Origin of the sequence: Nostoc sp. DedQUE09, from assembly GCF_034530915.1 — a bacterium.
GTDB lineage: Bacteria > Cyanobacteriota > Cyanobacteriia > Cyanobacteriales > Nostocaceae > Nostoc.
Window position 1 is genome coordinate 1 of the sequence record NZ_JAVRCE010000071.1, and the last position, 16,657, is coordinate 16,657.

Annotated in this window: 15 protein-coding genes; 6 read left to right on the forward strand and 9 right to left on the reverse strand. The window is 43.0% G+C overall.

Features of this window, described 5'->3' with window-relative positions; all coding sequences use genetic code 11:
• Positions 1 to 371: 371 nt before the first annotated feature.
• The gene (locus RMY27_RS29865) at positions 372 to 902 is read right to left on the reverse strand and encodes a pentapeptide repeat-containing protein (protein WP_322668457.1); all 531 of its coding nucleotides are present in this window, start codon (positions 900 to 902) and stop codon (positions 372 to 374) included.
• Between the two features lie 492 nt (positions 903 to 1,394).
• On the reverse strand, positions 1,395 to 2,789 hold the full coding sequence (locus RMY27_RS29870) for a TldD/PmbA family protein (protein WP_322668458.1): 1,395 nt from the start codon (positions 2,787 to 2,789) through the stop codon (positions 1,395 to 1,397).
• Positions 2,790 to 3,160: 371 nt separating this feature from the next.
• On the opposite strand from RMY27_RS29870, the gene RMY27_RS29875 reads away from it, so the two are divergent.
• Both RMY27_RS29875 and rpsU read left to right on the forward strand, forming a co-directional pair.
• Positions 3,161 to 3,478 carry an RNA recognition motif domain-containing protein gene (locus tag RMY27_RS29875; protein WP_194042424.1) on the forward strand — a complete coding sequence of 106 codons (318 nt, stop codon included), beginning with the start codon at positions 3,161 to 3,163 and terminating at the stop codon, positions 3,476 to 3,478.
• Positions 3,479 to 3,734: 256 nt separating this feature from the next.
• On the forward strand, positions 3,735 to 3,926 hold the full coding sequence (rpsU, locus tag RMY27_RS29880) for a 30S ribosomal protein S21 (protein ID WP_322668459.1): 192 nt from the start codon (positions 3,735 to 3,737) through the stop codon (positions 3,924 to 3,926).
• Between the two features lie 359 nt (positions 3,927 to 4,285).
• Here rpsU and RMY27_RS29885 read toward each other — a convergent pair whose 3' ends face one another.
• From RMY27_RS29885 to RMY27_RS29895, 3 genes are all read right to left on the reverse strand, one after another.
• Positions 4,286 to 5,221 carry a hypothetical protein gene (locus tag RMY27_RS29885; RefSeq protein WP_322668460.1) on the reverse strand — a complete coding sequence of 312 codons (936 nt, stop codon included), beginning with the start codon at positions 5,219 to 5,221 and terminating at the stop codon, positions 4,286 to 4,288.
• 61 nt (positions 5,222 to 5,282) lie between these two features.
• On the reverse strand, positions 5,283 to 6,767 hold the full coding sequence (locus RMY27_RS29890; protein ID WP_322668461.1) for a galactose oxidase-like domain-containing protein: 1,485 nt from the start codon (positions 6,765 to 6,767) through the stop codon (positions 5,283 to 5,285).
• A 636-nt stretch (positions 6,768 to 7,403) separates the two neighbouring features.
• Positions 7,404 to 9,686: an amylo-alpha-1,6-glucosidase gene (locus RMY27_RS29895; protein ID WP_322668462.1), complete on the reverse strand. Its 2,283-nt coding sequence runs from the start codon at positions 9,684 to 9,686 to the stop codon at positions 7,404 to 7,406.
• Between the two features lie 131 nt (positions 9,687 to 9,817).
• Here RMY27_RS29895 and RMY27_RS29900 point away from each other — a divergent pair, with 131 nt between their 5' ends.
• Both RMY27_RS29900 and RMY27_RS29905 read left to right on the forward strand, forming a co-directional pair.
• Positions 9,818 to 10,429 (forward strand): peroxiredoxin, encoded by a 612-nt coding sequence (locus tag RMY27_RS29900; protein WP_069068387.1) that lies wholly within the window; start codon positions 9,818 to 9,820, stop codon positions 10,427 to 10,429.
• A gap of 157 nt (positions 10,430 to 10,586) precedes the next feature.
• Complete coding sequence (locus RMY27_RS29905) at positions 10,587 to 11,123, forward strand: peroxiredoxin (protein ID WP_322668463.1); 537 nt, start codon at positions 10,587 to 10,589, stop codon at positions 11,121 to 11,123.
• A gap of 149 nt (positions 11,124 to 11,272) precedes the next feature.
• On the opposite strand, the gene RMY27_RS29910 is transcribed toward RMY27_RS29905, so the two are convergent.
• The 4 genes from RMY27_RS29910 to RMY27_RS29925 all read right to left on the reverse strand — a co-directional run bounded on the left by RMY27_RS29910 (position 11,273) and on the right by RMY27_RS29925 (position 14,625).
• Positions 11,273 to 12,844: a serine hydrolase gene (locus tag RMY27_RS29910; RefSeq protein WP_322668464.1), complete on the reverse strand. Its 1,572-nt coding sequence runs from the start codon at positions 12,842 to 12,844 to the stop codon at positions 11,273 to 11,275.
• Positions 12,845 to 13,018: 174 nt separating this feature from the next.
• Positions 13,019 to 13,759, reverse strand: coding sequence for an RNA methyltransferase (locus tag RMY27_RS29915; protein WP_322668465.1), 741 nt, complete (start codon positions 13,757 to 13,759; stop codon positions 13,019 to 13,021).
• 127 nt (positions 13,760 to 13,886) lie between these two features.
• Positions 13,887 to 14,219: an HNH endonuclease signature motif containing protein gene (locus RMY27_RS29920; RefSeq protein ID WP_322668466.1), complete on the reverse strand. Its 333-nt coding sequence runs from the start codon at positions 14,217 to 14,219 to the stop codon at positions 13,887 to 13,889.
• Between the two features lie 64 nt (positions 14,220 to 14,283).
• Complete coding sequence (locus RMY27_RS29925) at positions 14,284 to 14,625, reverse strand: hypothetical protein (RefSeq protein WP_322668467.1); 342 nt, start codon at positions 14,623 to 14,625, stop codon at positions 14,284 to 14,286.
• Positions 14,626 to 14,831: 206 nt separating this feature from the next.
• Between RMY27_RS29925 and RMY27_RS29935 the strand changes: the two genes are divergently transcribed.
• Together RMY27_RS29935 and RMY27_RS29940 are read left to right on the forward strand one after the other, a co-directional pair.
• Complete coding sequence (locus RMY27_RS29935; protein ID WP_322668468.1) at positions 14,832 to 15,824, forward strand: ABC transporter ATP-binding protein; 993 nt, start codon at positions 14,832 to 14,834, stop codon at positions 15,822 to 15,824.
• Positions 15,821 to 16,639, forward strand: a complete 819-nt coding sequence (locus RMY27_RS29940; RefSeq protein ID WP_322668469.1) for an ABC transporter permease — start codon at positions 15,821 to 15,823, stop codon at positions 16,637 to 16,639. The genes RMY27_RS29935 and RMY27_RS29940 overlap by 4 nt, the downstream gene beginning before the upstream one ends.
• Positions 16,640 to 16,657 lie beyond the last annotated feature (18 nt).

The window sequence follows — 16,657 nt, forward strand, 5'->3', positions numbered from 1 at the left end:
GAATTCGGGTAGTCGTTTATTGAATTCGGGTAGTCGTTTATTGAATTCGGGTAGTCGTTTATTGAATTCAAGCAGTGGTTAGGGTGGAGTAAAACCCAGATTATGGAACAACTTCAGACTTGTGTGTACACCGTAGATACATACGGGGAGGCTTAGGGTGGGGTAAAATGCTGGTTAATTAGCTATTTCAGACTTGTGTATACACGGTAGCCGATGCTTTGGGGAGGGGATAAGCGTTTGAGCTTAAGTTAACACCAATGAGTAGCGTGTTTTACTCCTGAATTCTGTTTTAATCTCGGTGTTCCGAGGTACTGTTTTGCTTAATGTATTGACTCAGCAACCCAAAACCCTCGCTCTGTATGGGAACGAGATTAAACATTCTCATCCAGAATAGTTCCTTCTATATTCGCTCCATCCAAATTTGCTCCACTCAAATTTGTCTGGCTCAAATCTGCTTGAGTGAGATTAGCCTGGGATAAGTCAGCTACAGTTAAATCTGCACCACTTAAATCCGCTCCATCTAGATTCGCCGCTATCAAACTTGCTTCCTGCAAATCCGCCGCACTCAAGTTAGTTTCAATCAATTTAGCAACCGTCAAATCAGCCTGACTCAAATTAGCTCCTTCCATTGCTGCTCCATCCAAGATAGCTCCATCCAAAATTGCTCCGCTTAAGTTACTACCACTGAGATCGGCATTGCTCAAATCTGCCCCATTTAAGTCTGCCTCAATCAAACTGGCGTCTGTTAAATTAGCGTGACTCAGATTAGCTCCATCTAAAATTGCTCGATCTAAAATTACGCCACTGAGATCGGCTTCTCTTAAGTTGGCCTCGCTCAAGTTGATACCAGTAAAGTCTCTGACACCTGCGGCATAGTTTTTCAGGAGTTGATCTGCTTTCATATCTGTCGCTGTGCTAAGGAACGTTTAATAGAGGCTATCCAGCTTACCCAGACAGGAAGTAAATCCTCAGCACGCGCAACTGAGAATTATTGTGGTTGAATTAAACCACAGTAAATATTGAATTACTTTATCCTAGATTAGCTATCCTCAGCTATTAGCGCTACTACCTAGAGTTGTGAGTTAATTTCATACTTAGGATGGATGTTTCCCACCTTAAAAATTTCAGCATTAGTGCAAAGCGATCGCTGTACTCAAAAGACCAATTATCTACACCAATAACCCTTAACCCAAGCGCATTGGTTTATTTAGGATGAAGCAGGAAACTCCTTAATTTGAAGCCATTAGTCATTGCTCAACCTAAGTCCACTGCGATACCTAACACCGCAAGGCGGAAGTCAAAAGAATTCTATTCCGAGCTTCTTGCACCATTTGAAATGGTATGTTTATTTCCGCGCCCGCTGTACTAGTATTTTCGGTATCGCAGCAGATAGTTCATGTTTCCCCGCCAACCACTACATCTCGAATTCGGAGGCTAGGGCCACCACAACCCACTGACAAACCATTTTGCCCTCCCTTACCACAACCGCCAGATTCATCCCAGTAAAAATCATCACCAAGTGCCTCAATATCCGCTAAAGTTTGAAATACATTTCCCGAAAGCGTCACATCCCGGACAGGTTCAGCAATTTTGCCGTTCCTAATCATCCACGCTTCCCCAGCACTAAAAGTGAACATTTCCCCATTCGTCATCCCACCCAACCAATTACGGGCATAAACTCCTTCTTTGATATCGGTGAATAAGTCTGCGACTGGTGTTTTACCCCGTTCAATCCAGGTATTTGTCATCCGCACAATCGGAGTAAAGTGATAGTTAAGACAACGGGCGTTACCCGTAGGCGTTTCCTCTAATTTGCCAGCAGTTTCACGAGAATGTAAACGTCCCACTAAAACTCCATCTTTAATTAGTTGAGTAGTAGTGGCAGGTGTGCCTTCATCGTCGTAAAAATAGCTACCGCGATGTCCCTCTGGAGCCGCACCATCAAAAATTTGCAGTTCTTCTGGGCCAAACCGCCGTCCGATGGTCATAACTTCCAAGAGATCCGGGTTTTCGTAAGCCATATCAGCCTCAGAAAGATGTCCGAAGGCTTCGTGGACAAATAAACCCGTGAGAATTGGGTCAATGACTACAGTGTAAGTATTGCCTTTAACCGGTGGTAGAGATAAAGCGGCGATCGCTCTTTGAGCAGCACCTTGTACCTGTTCATCCAAACTAGTTAAATCTTCGTAAGCTTTACGAGAGCCAGTAGTTTCCCGTCCAGTTTGTACGGTTTCGCCATTTCTGGCGGTGGCGGCAAAGCGCATTTCCATATCCACCCAAGATTGTTCGATCAAAGTACCTTCAGAAGTAGCAATGATCACTTTTTGGGCACTGTCACCGTAACGCACCGAGGTAGTGGTAATTCGGCGATCAACGCTTTTAAGCAATTGGGCATAGCGATCGCACAATTGTTTTTTCTGCGAGAGTGGGATATTTCGGGGATCAGTACCTTTTAGGGGTAGAGTGCATACTGCTTGCACCGGGTCAATGGGTGCAAGTAAAGTTTCTTCATCACCAACCATCCGCGCAGCTGCGATCGCTTCTTCTATGCGATCTTCGATTGTTGTCAGCTGGTTAAAGCAGCTCAACCCCCATCCGCCTTTATGACAAGCGCGAATATGCCCGCCAATGGAGATGCCTTCACTGAGGGTTTCTACCTTGTCGCCACGCAACAAGATATCAGCCCCTTCTGCTTCTTCAAGGCGAATCATCAGATAATCTACACGCTTAGAGTAGCGGGCGATCAGGTCAGAAAGTAAATTTTGTGCGTCAGCAAGTGTAGTCGGCATTTCCAATTATTAACAATGACGAACTGCATTTATTTTGCAATTATTTGGGGAATTTCTGCTAATCAATTATTATGAGGAGACTGGGTACTAGGGAAGCAGAGGAGCAGGAGAGCAGGGGAGATGAGAAGACAAGGGGACAAGGAGATAAACAAAACTCCTAACTCCTAACTCAGCACTCAGCACTGTTTTGCCCAATCCTCAATCTTGAGTTACGGTGGGTAAGAACTCAATGATGTGCTAAGGTAATCAAGTGAGAATAAAATTCGGTTACATTCTTTGTTTTTAGTATTGACAGGCTTTTTCCTTTTGGTCTTAACAAGCTTGCCTCCGAAATCTAAATCTCTACACACCTATGATTTTGGAGATAATGCATGTCAATTTATGTAGGTAATCTATCCTACGAGGTCACACAAGATGACCTCAATTCTGTATTTGCCGAACACGGCACTGTAAAGCGGGTTCAGTTACCTACTGACCGTGAAACAGGACGTCCACGCGGCTTTGCCTTTGTAGAGATGGGCACAGAAGCTGAAGAAACAGCTGCCATTGATGCTCTTGATGGAGCTGAATGGATGGGACGCGACCTCAAAGTCAATAAGGCTAAACCAAAAGAAGATAGAGGTGGTTCTTTTGGTGGTGGCGATCGTCGCGGCGGCGGTGGCGGTGGATACAATAGATCGCGCTACTAAGCTTTAAGATCAAAAATTAAGTTTTAACGTCTAAAGGGCAGAATCATTATCTGCCCTTTTTGCGCTCCGGTCTACTCAATACGGTTCGGATAAGCATTTTTCACCTTCCTTATGATCTGGGGAATGGGTTTGCGGGTAAAGGGGAAAGGATGTATTCAAAACCTTTCCCCTTTCCCCTTTACCCTTTAACCGAACCGTATTGTCGGTCTACTGGATGGCTTTAATTGCCCAGTACCAATTAAGTAGGAGATGATAAATGACCCAAGTATTTGTGGACGAAAATGAAGGAATTGAATCAGCTTTACGTAGATTTAAGAGGGAAGTTTCCAAAGCAGGTATTTTTCCAGACATGAGAAAGAATCGTCACTTTGAAACGCCTTTGGAAAAACACAAGCGCAAAGAAGTTGCTCGACACAAACAACGCAAGAGAAATTTCCGTCGTAATTAATAATTAGGGATACCTTCGGTTAGTTATGCTAACACACTCTCATTAGATTCTTAGCTGTCGAAAAGGCGATCGCTGTACTCCAAAGGAGAATCTAATGAGCAAGTTTTGAACTTCGGCAACCTTTCCTGATATAAACTATCTATCAAAATTATTATAAATAAATTTGTTTGAGTTGCTGCTGTTCTATATTAATCAGAATTTCCAGGGATAACTAATTATAAAATAAGTCAAAAATATTTTTAATAATAAGCTGCATCTAATACTGCTCGGTTAAGGGGAAAAAGAGTGTAAGGCTCGATATATAAGGTTTTTTCTCCTTTAACCTTTTCCTTTCCCCCCAAACCAGACATCAATTCCTTCTAAGCACGAGTACGCGTAATCTGAGCAGAATCAAAATCTTGTAGCCGAGTCATATTTCCACTGTTTTTATCAACAATAAACACAGCATTAGGTGTCTCATATCTCATCGCTCCAAAGGCGAGGAGTTCACCTGTTGTAGAGCAAACTAAGCTTTGTAAACCATTATTCCATGCTTGACCATTAACTTTCAATTGTCCTAGTCTGATGGGCTTCTTTTGATTTGGATCTAGCTGCACTAGACTTGTCTCACCATACGCACTAACTATAGAAGTATAAAGTATTCCATCTGGGCACTCAGCTAGATTGCTGACCCGCTCATCTTCCAGGAATTTAATCTTACTAATAAAACTTATCTCTCCTGTTTGAAGGTTAATATCTACCAATTTGATTGGTGGTGTACCGTTCTTATTTCCTACTAGACCAATGAGTCGCCCATCATTAGTACCTAGCAAGCTCCCAAGCTGTTGATTTGGTTTAAGTCCTGAGACTATCAAAGTTTTTACAGGCGTACCCAAAAATCTAATGCGAGTAGGTGTCGCCTGTCTCCGACTAAGTGCAACCGGAGTAATGGCTACAACAAGTGTGCCATCGCTTAAAGAGGTAAAACCACTCAATATCTCATTAGGTTCTAATAGAGGTGTACTTTTATCCGTAAGTACCTGAGCCTTTCCTGTCATTAAGGATTGCAAAACTAGTCCTACAGGCTTCATATCTGTGCTTACACTGTTTAGGGCAGTGTTCTCTATTAATTCAGTCGTGTTTACCTCTGTACTAGCTGTTTGGTCAGTATCAACGATCGGGCTAGAACCTATACCTACAATATTTAAACTTGGTGTTTCTGCCAAGGCTTTGTTGCTTAGATAACTAAGTCCAGATACTACAGTTCCAGCAAGTACCAATTGTCCAAACCGTCGGCGTGATACCTTGTAATTCATATTTTTCTTCCTAGAATGAATGACTTTTATTAGGTAGCAGTGTGAACGTAAACAGATAAGGCTAATATATTTGCGTCCAGGTTGCTACTGAGGGTGTTCCATTGTTGTCACTAATAAAAAGCATGTACCAGCCTGGAGGGGCGATGTTTCGATTGTTTATGACCGTGACCTTAAGAGAAGTAGCGTTTCTAGAAATAATGGGTGCATCCACTAACCTTTGTTCTGTATCGCAGGAATGGGTAGTTGCTATTGGTCTAATCAGACTCACCCACTTAATATTCGCAGCTTGGGGTGTCTGAATCGTAAATTGCTGCCCGTAGGTCACTGTTTGAGGAGCGCTCCGAATAACTGGACGCGATCGCGACATATACGCAGGACTGTAGATTTCTAATCGCAGTTCATTGACCCTCCGTTGAGGGTTCCCTCCAGCTGTGGCGACCCTACCATCTGGTAACAGTAAGGCCACCGAGTGATATACGCGGGGGACATTTTGTTTAGCTACTACTGTCCAGGTATTTGTAGCTGGATTGTAGATTTCTGCTGGCAGCATTGATTGTGTTGTGTCCTCATTCATTTTGCTACCATTGCAAACAAAGACTGTGCGATCGGGCAACAAAACTGCGCTGTGATGCATCCGGGCATAGTTTAAAGGCTTTGCTGCTACGTAAGTTGGATTACTAGCTTTTAAATCGACAATATTTACCCTCTTGGTTGCTGTCTTACCACTACCACCACCGAGAATCATCACTTTTTGATCTTGTGCAGGTGGTAAAAGAAGACTGGCAGCTTGATCGCCAAAAGCTATGTCTTGCAGCCCTGTTACCACTGTTTCTGTAATGGATTGTGTAAATGTCTCTGGCAGGGTTAATATCCTTGGTGTCACTCCAGTACCACCCATCTGAGCACCTGAATAAAAAACTTTTCCACTACTTAGTAGAAACAGATGCGCGTATGGCGGTAAGGCACTAGTTGTTGGAAAAGCTTTCCAACCATTTGGAAAGAAAGCAGAATAAATTTCTGGTTGTCTATTGAGCTTGCCATCTTTATCCAGCCCAGATACTGCTAAGACTCGACCACTGCCTAGTGTTAACACAGTAGGATACCAGCGACCATTATTCATTGATCGTATCTTGACCCATTTCTCAGCAATGGGATCAAACATCAGAGCATAGGGTGAACCATAAAATGGGTCATAGCGCAAAGTTCCACCTGCAACCAGTAACTGACCATCAGGGCGGAAGGAGTGACCAGCGCAAAAAATATCCATAGGTTGATTGTTACTATCCAATGGAGGCGCTTGACGGGAAAAGGTTTCCTTGTTTACATCCCATACCACACTGTCATAGGGAGTATTTAACCGATTGGGATCGTTACCTGAGCCACAGAAAAAGAATACCTTACCAGTACGAAGTAGGGCAGCATGTATAGGTAGGATTGGAGCACTGTACGACAAAACTTGCCATTTATCTGTAGCAGTAGCCACAGCTATGGAAGTCCCTAAATCTGTTTCCTCTTGAAGGTAAGACTTGTTATTAGATTGAGTCACTTTATTTACAATTATTCCTACGTAAACTTCATTTTTTGTACTTTATTTTATTAATTGATTTCTCAATTTATATCTATACTTCTTTAGGCTTATTTAGCGTTAAGATATGATGCGTTTTATAATAAGGAAATGTAAAATTATCTGTTATCAATAGTAATTGCACTATCAATTATACATCTTATAGAGTATCTAGATTAAGCCTTAACTACATTGCTAATATCAATAATACTACATCTCACTCATGAAGTTTTCTTATGAAATATTTCCTCACAGAAGAAAATAAACATTTTTGGTTTTGCGGCCTCAATTTGTGAAATCATCGAAAATCTCTAATCACTTTTGGATAATTAGATAAATTAATAAAAAGCTTGTATAGCAAGGGTTTTGGAGGTTAAAATTAGCAATATTAATTTGTGAACGGATATTCATCAAGAATAATTATCCAAGACCATCTGTATTCCTCAACTATTTAATGTAGCAGGGTAGTTTCATACAAGCAGAGAAAAACTAAAACTGGGTTTCAAAGCCTTCTCCCAGAGAGGGAGAGGAATGGAAGTGGGGTAAAAAGCCATGCCACAAAGCGAGAAATCAAGACTTATGTATTTTTCTTTTTTCGTATGAAACCACCTGCTACAACTATTTAATGTAGCGGATTACTTCGGCAACTGACCAAGCTTGAGCGATCGCTCCTCTGGGTGTGTGAGGTGAATCGCCATCAAAAATCTCAGAAATAGAACCAAGACAAGCATCAAAGAAAAAGTGATCTAGCAAGGGTTGCCAATCAAAAGGCAGCGATTGTTGTGGATAAAAACGTTGCCAAGCCCGAATATACGGCCCAATTAGCCAAGTCCAAACAGTGCCTTGATGATAAGCGCGATCGCGTTGTTGTTGATTGCCCTCATATTTCCCTTTGTATTCTGGATCTCCTGGATCGAGACTGCGAAGACCATAAGGTGTGAGCAAGCTGGTAGTTGCCAAATCTAATATCTGACACCCTTGCTGTTCGGAAAACCCACAATGATGTAGCGACAGCGCCAAAACGGCATTCGGACGAATTTGAAAATTCCGGCGATCGTCTGGCTCAATAGTATCGTACAGATAACCTAGCTGAGGATTCCAAAACTTTTGCAGTGAGGTTTTCACGTGTTGTGCTTGGTTAGCATAACGCTGTGCTTGCTTAATGAGACGCACTGGTGAGCCATATTCCATTTGGCTCAAGCGCTCTGCCCACTGACTTAGCCAACATAAAGCAGAATACCACAGTGCATTGATTTCCACTGGCTTCCCGTAACGGGGTGTGACGGGGTGTGTCCCAATTACCACATCCATCCAGGTGAGAGCCACACCACGAGCATCCCAACTAACTAGCCCATCGGTAGCATCGACCTGGATATTGAAATGTGTACCACCGACAAACGCTTTATAGATTTGCTGTACTACAGGGAATTGCTCTGCCAAAAAATCCCAGTCTTGGGTAGCTTCTAAATAAAGTCCTAAAGTTTCAATCCACCATAACGCCGCATCAATACTGTTATAAATTGGTTCGCCATTGAGATCAGGAAATGCATTCGCAATCAAACCGTGGCGACAATAATGTCCAAAAGTTCGCAATACTCCTTTTGCTAAGTTAAAGCGCTGTGGAACTAGTGCCAACCCCGGTAAAGCGATTAATGTATCACGTCCCCAATCATTAAACCAATGATAACCAGCAATGACCGTAGGCCCTGCAATTGAGGCTCGATAGACGATAAAGCGATCGCTTGCTTTGAGTAGTTGTTGCCAGATTAGGGAGTGGGCATTGGGGAGCCAGTGCGTTGGGCGGCTTTGCCGACTTGAAGCAACTGGCGTCATTGGGCATTGGGCATGGAGAAGAGACAAAGGAGACAAGAAAGAAGGGGGAGACAAGGGAGAGATTTTCAATAATTCTTTCTTGTCCCCCTTATCTCCCCTGCTCCCCTGCTCCTCTGCTGCCGTACCTCTCTCTTTCCATCCAAAAATCTGTGAGAGCCTTTCTTGCTCTGCCTCCACAGCTTCTGTGAAAGTTTTGACCGTAAGAACACCTGGCACTGAGTCAGGAAAACCTACTCGTGCTTCTAAAGTCACCGTATCTCCTGGTTGAAGTTTGACTATCAAGTAACCAGGACTGTGGAGGTCTTCTTTGTCGCCTAATCCCCGTTTTGTCTCCTCAGACAATCTATAATCCCAATACCAAACTGCATCTGGTTGATAATTTCCTTGTGTCCAGCGCAAGTGCCAAGGTATACCGAAGCGCCCAGAATTGATTGCTTGTAAACAGACTTGCTGTTCCCCTAGCAATTGTGAAAACTGTAATTCTTGACTAGCAGTCTGCTGGTGGTGAAAGTCACGTTCTGCTATCAACAGTCGCAACCGTAAAATCGCTGTTTCAGTTCCCTCGTAGCGATACTGGATTAAAATTCGATGGCAAAATTGGGCATTGGGTATAAGAGGCAGAGGGGCAGAGGTGCAGAGGGGCAGAGGGGAAAAACTTTCTGCAACTTCTCCCCTGCTCCCCTGCTCCCCTGCTCCCCTGCTCCCCCGCCCCTCGTCCCCAGTCCCCACCAAACCATAGGGCATCACCAATTGTCTGGTTAATTGCCAGTTATCTTGACCCCAAGTCCATTTAGGAACTGGGTTAATATCAAAACGGCGTAGCTGTTCGTAGCCTGTTCGGTCAATCTGACCGTTACCCCAAACATTTGTCCCCAGTGCCACAACGCGCCCTAATATTTCCAAGCTAGCTTCTAGGTGCGAAAACAGCAGAGTCCTTCCAGAAGGTGGGTTTGTGGCGGCAAACAGCCAACCATGATAGGTGCGCGTGCGGACATCAGAAACTGTACCGCTGGCAAAACTTCCTAAGCCGTTGGTAAGTAACCATTCTCTTGTATCTAAATCAGGCATTTGCTACTCAAAATCGTTATGAGTATGATATAGTCGTAACAGATCGTAATTAAACTGTGAGAGCGTGGATGGGTAAATTTTACTTGACCCAAATTCCAACGCTACTAAACCGATAAAGGAGAATTAGGTTAATGTCCCTTACTTACGGAACCGAAGGAAGCCTCCGCGTTGGTCAACAAGCTCCCGATTTCACAGCAACGGCTGTGGTAGACCAGGAATTTAAGACAATCAAACTTTCCGATTATCGCGGTAAGTATGTCGTTCTGTTTTTCTACCCACTAGACTTTACCTTTGTTTGTCCTACTGAAATCACAGCATTTAGCGATCGCTACGAAGAATTCAAGAAAATCAATACTGAAGTCCTTGGGGCTTCTGTTGACAGTGAATTCTCTCACCTCGCTTGGATTCAAACAGATCGTAAGTCTGGTGGCGTCGGCGACCTGAATTATCCTCTAGTCTCCGACATCAAGAAAGAGATCAGCGCCGCTTACAACGTTCTTGACCCAGCAGCAGGCATTGCCTTGCGTGGTCTGTTCATCATCGATAAAGATGGTATTATACAGCACGCCACGATTAACAATCTAGCTTTTGGTCGTAGCGTTGATGAAACGCTGCGGACATTACAAGCAATTCAGTATGTTCAGTCTCACCCTGATGAAGTTTGCCCAGCTGGTTGGCAACCTGGTGACAAGACCATGAATCCTGACCCAGTGAAGTCTAAAGTCTACTTCTCTGCTGTCTAAATTTCCCTAGCTAAAAAACTCTAATCCAGCTTTTTGGAGTTGAAAGCAAAATCAATGAAAACCACAGATAAACAGAGATACACATTAAACAATGTTAACCTCCGTAAATATCTGTGGTTTTTTATAAAATAGTATTTAAATAACCAAGGCTAAAAATATGTTGACTTCAACTGACTTTAGTGGCTTATTAAATGAGCGATTCTTCCGTAATTTTTTACCAGTTCCAGCTAGCAATGAACTCAGATTGGGAGTGGGAACACCTGATTTTCAACTGCCAGATATTACTAACGGAACTTTAGTAAAATTGTCTGATTATAAAGGCAAACAACCAGTTTTACTTGCTTTTACTCGCATTTTTACCGAAAAGCAATATTGCCCTTTGTGTTTTCCTCACATCAAAGCTTTGAATAAAAACTACGAGCAATTCAAAAATCGCGGTATAGAAGTTTTAATGATTACTAGTACCGATGAAAGGCAAAGTCAAATAGTTGTCAAAGATTTAGGCTTAAAAATGCCACTGTTGAGCGATCCTAGTTGTCGAGTATTTCGTACATATCAAGCAGGGCAGGCACTAGGGGCGCCTTTACCAGCACAGTTTGTATTAGACAAAGAAGGAAAACTGCGGTACTGGCATTTATTTTCTTTTTTGGATCGCAATGCTAGTGTTGAGACATTATTAGAACAATTCACTTGACTACAAGTATTCAAAATAAATTGCATTTGGTGCTTAAAATGAAGGATTAGGAATTGGGAACTCTTAAGATTTGAATGGTAATTTAGACCCTAATGAAATCATCAAATCTTAATAGTTTCACATATTTGGGGAGTATTACGAATTACAAATTATCTTTGAGGATAATACTGAGGATTCATAACTGGAGATTGATAACCGTTTGTGGGTACTGTACTTGCCATACCGTTAGGTACAGGAGTGACGACAGGAGGCTGATAAATGCTCATAGGCGCAGTGCCTGTTGTACCGTTAGGTAAAGCAGGATTCCCAACCTGGGGCTGATAACCATTTGCGGGTACAGTGTTTGTAGTGGTGTTGGGTGTGACAGCATTTTGGCTAAACTCTTGGTAGGCTGCACGAGAAATTGAGCTAATCAATTTTTCGGCGCGAGGATCGTTTGCTGGACGTTGTACCATTACAGAGGCTACATAACGCTTGCCAGTTGGAACCACAATTAAACCTGTATCTGCCAACATTGTACCGATATCACCCGTTTTGTGGTATGCTCTTGCACCTGTCCCCAAACCTGATGGCAGCAGAGTGTCTCTTTGGGTGCGACGCAAGATATCAAGCATGAGATCGCGTGATGGCATACTGACTAAATTTCCTTGACTCACAATCGCCATCAAATTCGCTAGTTCTTTGGGGTTAGTGGTATTTGTCCCTTGCAAATCTGGGAGTTGATTACGAATTGTTGTGGCTGTCAATCCCCAACTACGGAAACGCTGGTTTAAAGCGTCTATTCCTCCCAGTCGGGCAATCAGCATATTTGTCGCCGTGTTGTCGCTGATTGTAATCATTTTAGTGACTACTTCCAAAGCGGCGTACTGAGTTCCTGGTGGTTTGTATTGCAGATTTCCCGAACCGCCAGCCACCATATCCTGTTGCATGGTCAGCATTTCATCTAGGCGAATCTTCCCCGCGTCCACATCCTGGAAAAAGGCAATTAAAATCGGTACTTTAATCGTACTAGCCGCCGGAAAACTGGTAGAGGCATTGATATCTACATAATTACCAGTATCCAAATCTACTAAGAAAATTCCCGGTGTGAGATTTGGGTTGGTGACCGCCAAATTTTGCACGGCATTTTTCAAAGAGGTAATTTCTTGAGATAGGTATAGACTCGAAGCTGCGGCTGGGGGAGTTTGGGTAGGTTGTGGCTGCGATCGCGCCACATTACTATTACTATTAGATTGCGACGCCGAATTTGTGCTGATACGATTGGCTGGGTCTAATACTGACAATACAGTACCCACAATTGCACCCATCCCAATACCCACAATCAATAACCGCAAAACATACAATACGGTTTTGGCCATTGGCTTTAACTGGGTTTTTCGCGATGAGCGTCTGCCTGTTTTTGGCTTTTCCATCCGCACTGTTTTAACCATCACAGCACCCGGTCGAAAGGGAGGAATTTTTCCCTTAACACTAGGTATTGGTTTTACTGCCGTTGGCATCACTAACCCCGATTTTACCCTACGTGTAGCGCCAGAGATCGGGGGAGGACTAATTTGATTTTTTGGGCGTGTTAGTGCCCCTTCTTGTCCATTTGTAGTTTGCTGCTGATTGTTAGCTTTAACTCTCTTTTTGACCACTTTTTGAACTTTTTGTGGCTGCTGGCGGCGATTTAAGGGTTGACGCCGCGAGAAAGCTGTTAGTTCGCCACTTGATTCTGACACCGTTACTCCTTGTGACCGACTTGACTGTTTTCTTGCAGACTCTTGGCCCCAAACTTAATCTTTAAGCAATATTAATACTCAAATTCCACTTTGCCACTAAGTAGCATTTTTGTGTTTAGTTTAAGCCATATTAATTATTTTGGGGAGATGATTGCGTATATATTAAACGAATAATTACAAGTTTTCACTATTCTTCTGGTTTTTCAAGACCCATTCTACCTGCTGCAAAATTCCTCGCAGCATGGCTACCTCCCCAGTTTTCAAGTGAGCGCGATTATACAATTGGCGAAATTTTCTCATCCGACTAGCTGCCGTATGGGGATATACATAACCAATTTTCAGTAATAGTGATTCTAATTGCTGGTAGTATCCTTCCATAACATCCAAGGGTGCGAGTTCAGTTTGAGGTAAGGTTTGAATGTCAAGTTTTTGGGCAGATTGTGACAATTCATAACAACAAATTGCTACAGCAGTAGCTAAATTGAGGGCGACATAATCTTGACTTGTGGGAATGCCAACAAACCGCTGTGCATAATTTAATTCTTCATTGCTTAATCCCCGGTCTTCTCTGCCAAAAATCAGTGCTGTGGGTTTTTCTGGTTCCTCCAGTAACCAGGGTAGTGCAGTGCGGGGATTTTCTAAGGGTGTTTCTAAACTGCGAACGCGACCAGTAGTAGCGATCGCCCGTACACATCCATGCAATGCTTCTGGTAAGGTTGCCACTATTACCGCAGATTCTATAATTTCCTGAGCGTGAACAGCCATCATCAAAGCTTCCGTCGATAGCGGATCGCATTGGGGGTTCACTAATACTAAATTATATAGACCGAAATTTTTCATTACCCTGGCGATCGCGCCGATATTGATCGGCCCAGCTGGTTCTACCAACACAATTCTTAATCCAGCCAAGCCCATTTTTTGCCTCCTGCGATCGCACCAGATAATACTTACAGGCTAATTTTCAGCGTTGTGGTTCTGCTGAAGAGTTTCCTTGAAATCATTTTAGCTGTGTAAGTGAATGCCTGCGTCAGGTCTGAACAGTTCAGCGCCATCTTTGCCGTTCAGCTAGTCGTTCGTCGCTATTTATTTGTAGCAATCTAATCGTTGTACGTCCTGTAGGCGTTAATCCCACCAGATCCAGTTCTGAAAAGGTGAAGTGTTCAGCCCATTTCTGAGTGCGTGGGTTAAACAAAAAACTAAAAGCCCCTGTTTCTGGATCAAAAGATCCTAAGTCAGTACCTTTATGACGATTACATCTCCAGCAGGTGAAAGCTAAGTTATCAGCATTTGTTACACCGCCGTGCTTTTGGGCAATAACATGATCTATTTCATGGGAAAAAAAGCAACTCCTGTGGGTAACTGGCAGTATTCGCATCTGTAGTTTGCGCGTTCTTCTACGAGTCGGCGAAGAACAATCGGAATATAGTTTACACTCACGGTCAGCTGGTCAAATAAGATAAGTTACCTGCTTTAATCATCACAACTAAGTGTTCAATACGTTCATACTCATCTAGTTCTTTCAACTCCGTGGGTGTAAGTTCACCTGTGTTACTGCGTGTTAGCAAAGTACGCAATCGTTCTTGCATTTCGGGAGTAGGTTTAAATTCAGCAATTTGTTCAGGAGTGGGGTTGCTAGCCAAAAAATCTAAGATATATCGGTAAACTTGTGCTGGTACAGCTGGTTGTTGGAGACTCAATGCAAGTAGTTCCGGTAAGCGATCGCCTACTTGTGCTAATTGTTGAGATAATTCCTCTGATACTTCTAGAATGATTCTTGGCATGGGGATTGCATTGGCAATTTACTATTATTAAATGATATATCTCGAAATCTTTCATTACTCTAGCGATCGCTCCGACATTACTCACCCCAGCTACTACCAAGACAATTCTTAATCCAGCCAAGCCCATTTTTTGCCTCCTGCCTGGTTGTTGAGCGTAGCCGAAACACTGCCTCCTGCCTTTCTTTGCGATAACAGACTAACAAAATATGTCTCACATTCTTGTCGAAAATCTCAGGAAGACTTTCTTTGTGTCTGAACGTTCCTCTGGGCTTTTCGGTTCAATACGAGGACTTGTGCAGCGAAAAACTAAAGAAGTTTATGCTCTCAAAGGAGTTTCGTTTTCCCTAGAGCGGGGAGAACTTGTAGGATACATTGGCCCAAATGGAGCCGGTAAATCGACCACGATCAAAATTTTAAGCGGTATTCTCGTACCTTCCAGTGGAAAATGCCTAATTGGCGGACGAACTCCTTGGAAAGATCGAATCAAGCACGTTAATCGCATTGGTGTAGTGTTTGGTCAAAGAACGCAACTCTGGTGGGATTTACCAGTGATTGAGTCTTTCGATTTGCTGCGGGATATTTATCGCGTTCCGCAATCGGAGTATCGCCAGACACGCGAAGAAATGATTGATTTGCTTGGTCTTGGAAGTTTTCTCTCGACTCCGGTAAGGCAGTTAAGCCTTGGTCAAAGGATGCGATGCGACTTTGCAGCTGCAATGCTTCACAGACCGGAAATTCTTTTTCTTGATGAACCCACCATCGGGCTTGACGCAGTTTCCAAGCTTGCAGTCAGAAAATTTATCAAAGCGTTGAATAAAACTCATCAAGTGACCACCATCCTGACTACTCATGATATGGATGATATAGAGGCATTGTGCGATCGCATAATTATTATTGGTGGAGGTGAAATCCTTTGTGATGGAACTCTAGCAGCACTGCGTTCTCAAGTTTCCTCGCGTCGGTACTTAAGAATCGACCTAGCAAATGATGATTTCTTTTTTGAAGAAGAAGGAGTCAGTATTATCTCTAAAGAAGGTCGCACCGTAACTCTATCCTTCGATCCCACAAAGCTTTCTGCTGCGTCTTTAATTAGCCAAGTTACCTCGCAACACGAAGTAGAGGATCTTTTTGTGGAAAATCCACCCATTGAGGAGATAGTTGCTGAACTTTATGCAATTTCAGCAGGAATTGTCCCATGAAAGCATATTGGTCACTGTTTGTTGCTAGATTTACACTGCTGTTGCAATACCGTACTGCTGCTTTAGCTGGCGTTGGAACTCAGCTTTTCTGGGGGTTAGTGAAAGTAATGGTTTTACAGGCATTCTTTACTCATACAACCTCTCCTCAACCTATGATTTTCCAACAAGCTGTAGGATATGTGTGGCTGGGACAGGCGTTTTTAATGGCGATTGTCCCTTGGGGAGGTGATAGAGATATTCAAGAACTCATCCGAACTGGTGCTGTAGGATACGATATTCTTCGACCCACAGACCTTTATAATTTTTGGTTTACTCGCGCTTTGGCACTTCGCACAACGCCCCTGATCCTGCGTGCTATTCCCCTTCTTGGAGTTACAATTTTTCTTTTTCCCCTTTTGGGGCTTGATGAATGGTCGCTTTCTTTTCCACCCTCCTTTGCTTCTTTTGTTGCCTTTTTTCTCTCTTTTATTGGCGCAATTTTACTTTCGTCTGCATTAACTATGCTTCTGACTGTATCAATAATGTGGACAATTTCAGGCGAGGGAATTAATAGTATTCTACCTACTCTTGTGACGATCTTCTCTGGCATGATTGTTCCGTTGCCACTTTTTCCTGAGTGGAGCAAGCCTTTTTTGAACGCACTTCCTTTTTCAGGACTAATTGATAAACCTTTTCGTCTTTTTACTGGTAATCTTCAACCAAACGCCCTATTTTATATTTTGCTGCATCAAACTTTCTGGATAGTTGTTATTGTTATCTTTGGGCGTGTTCTTGTGAAATATGGCATCAGAAAGCTTGTAATTCAGGGAGGATAAGTCAATAATTCGTACCTC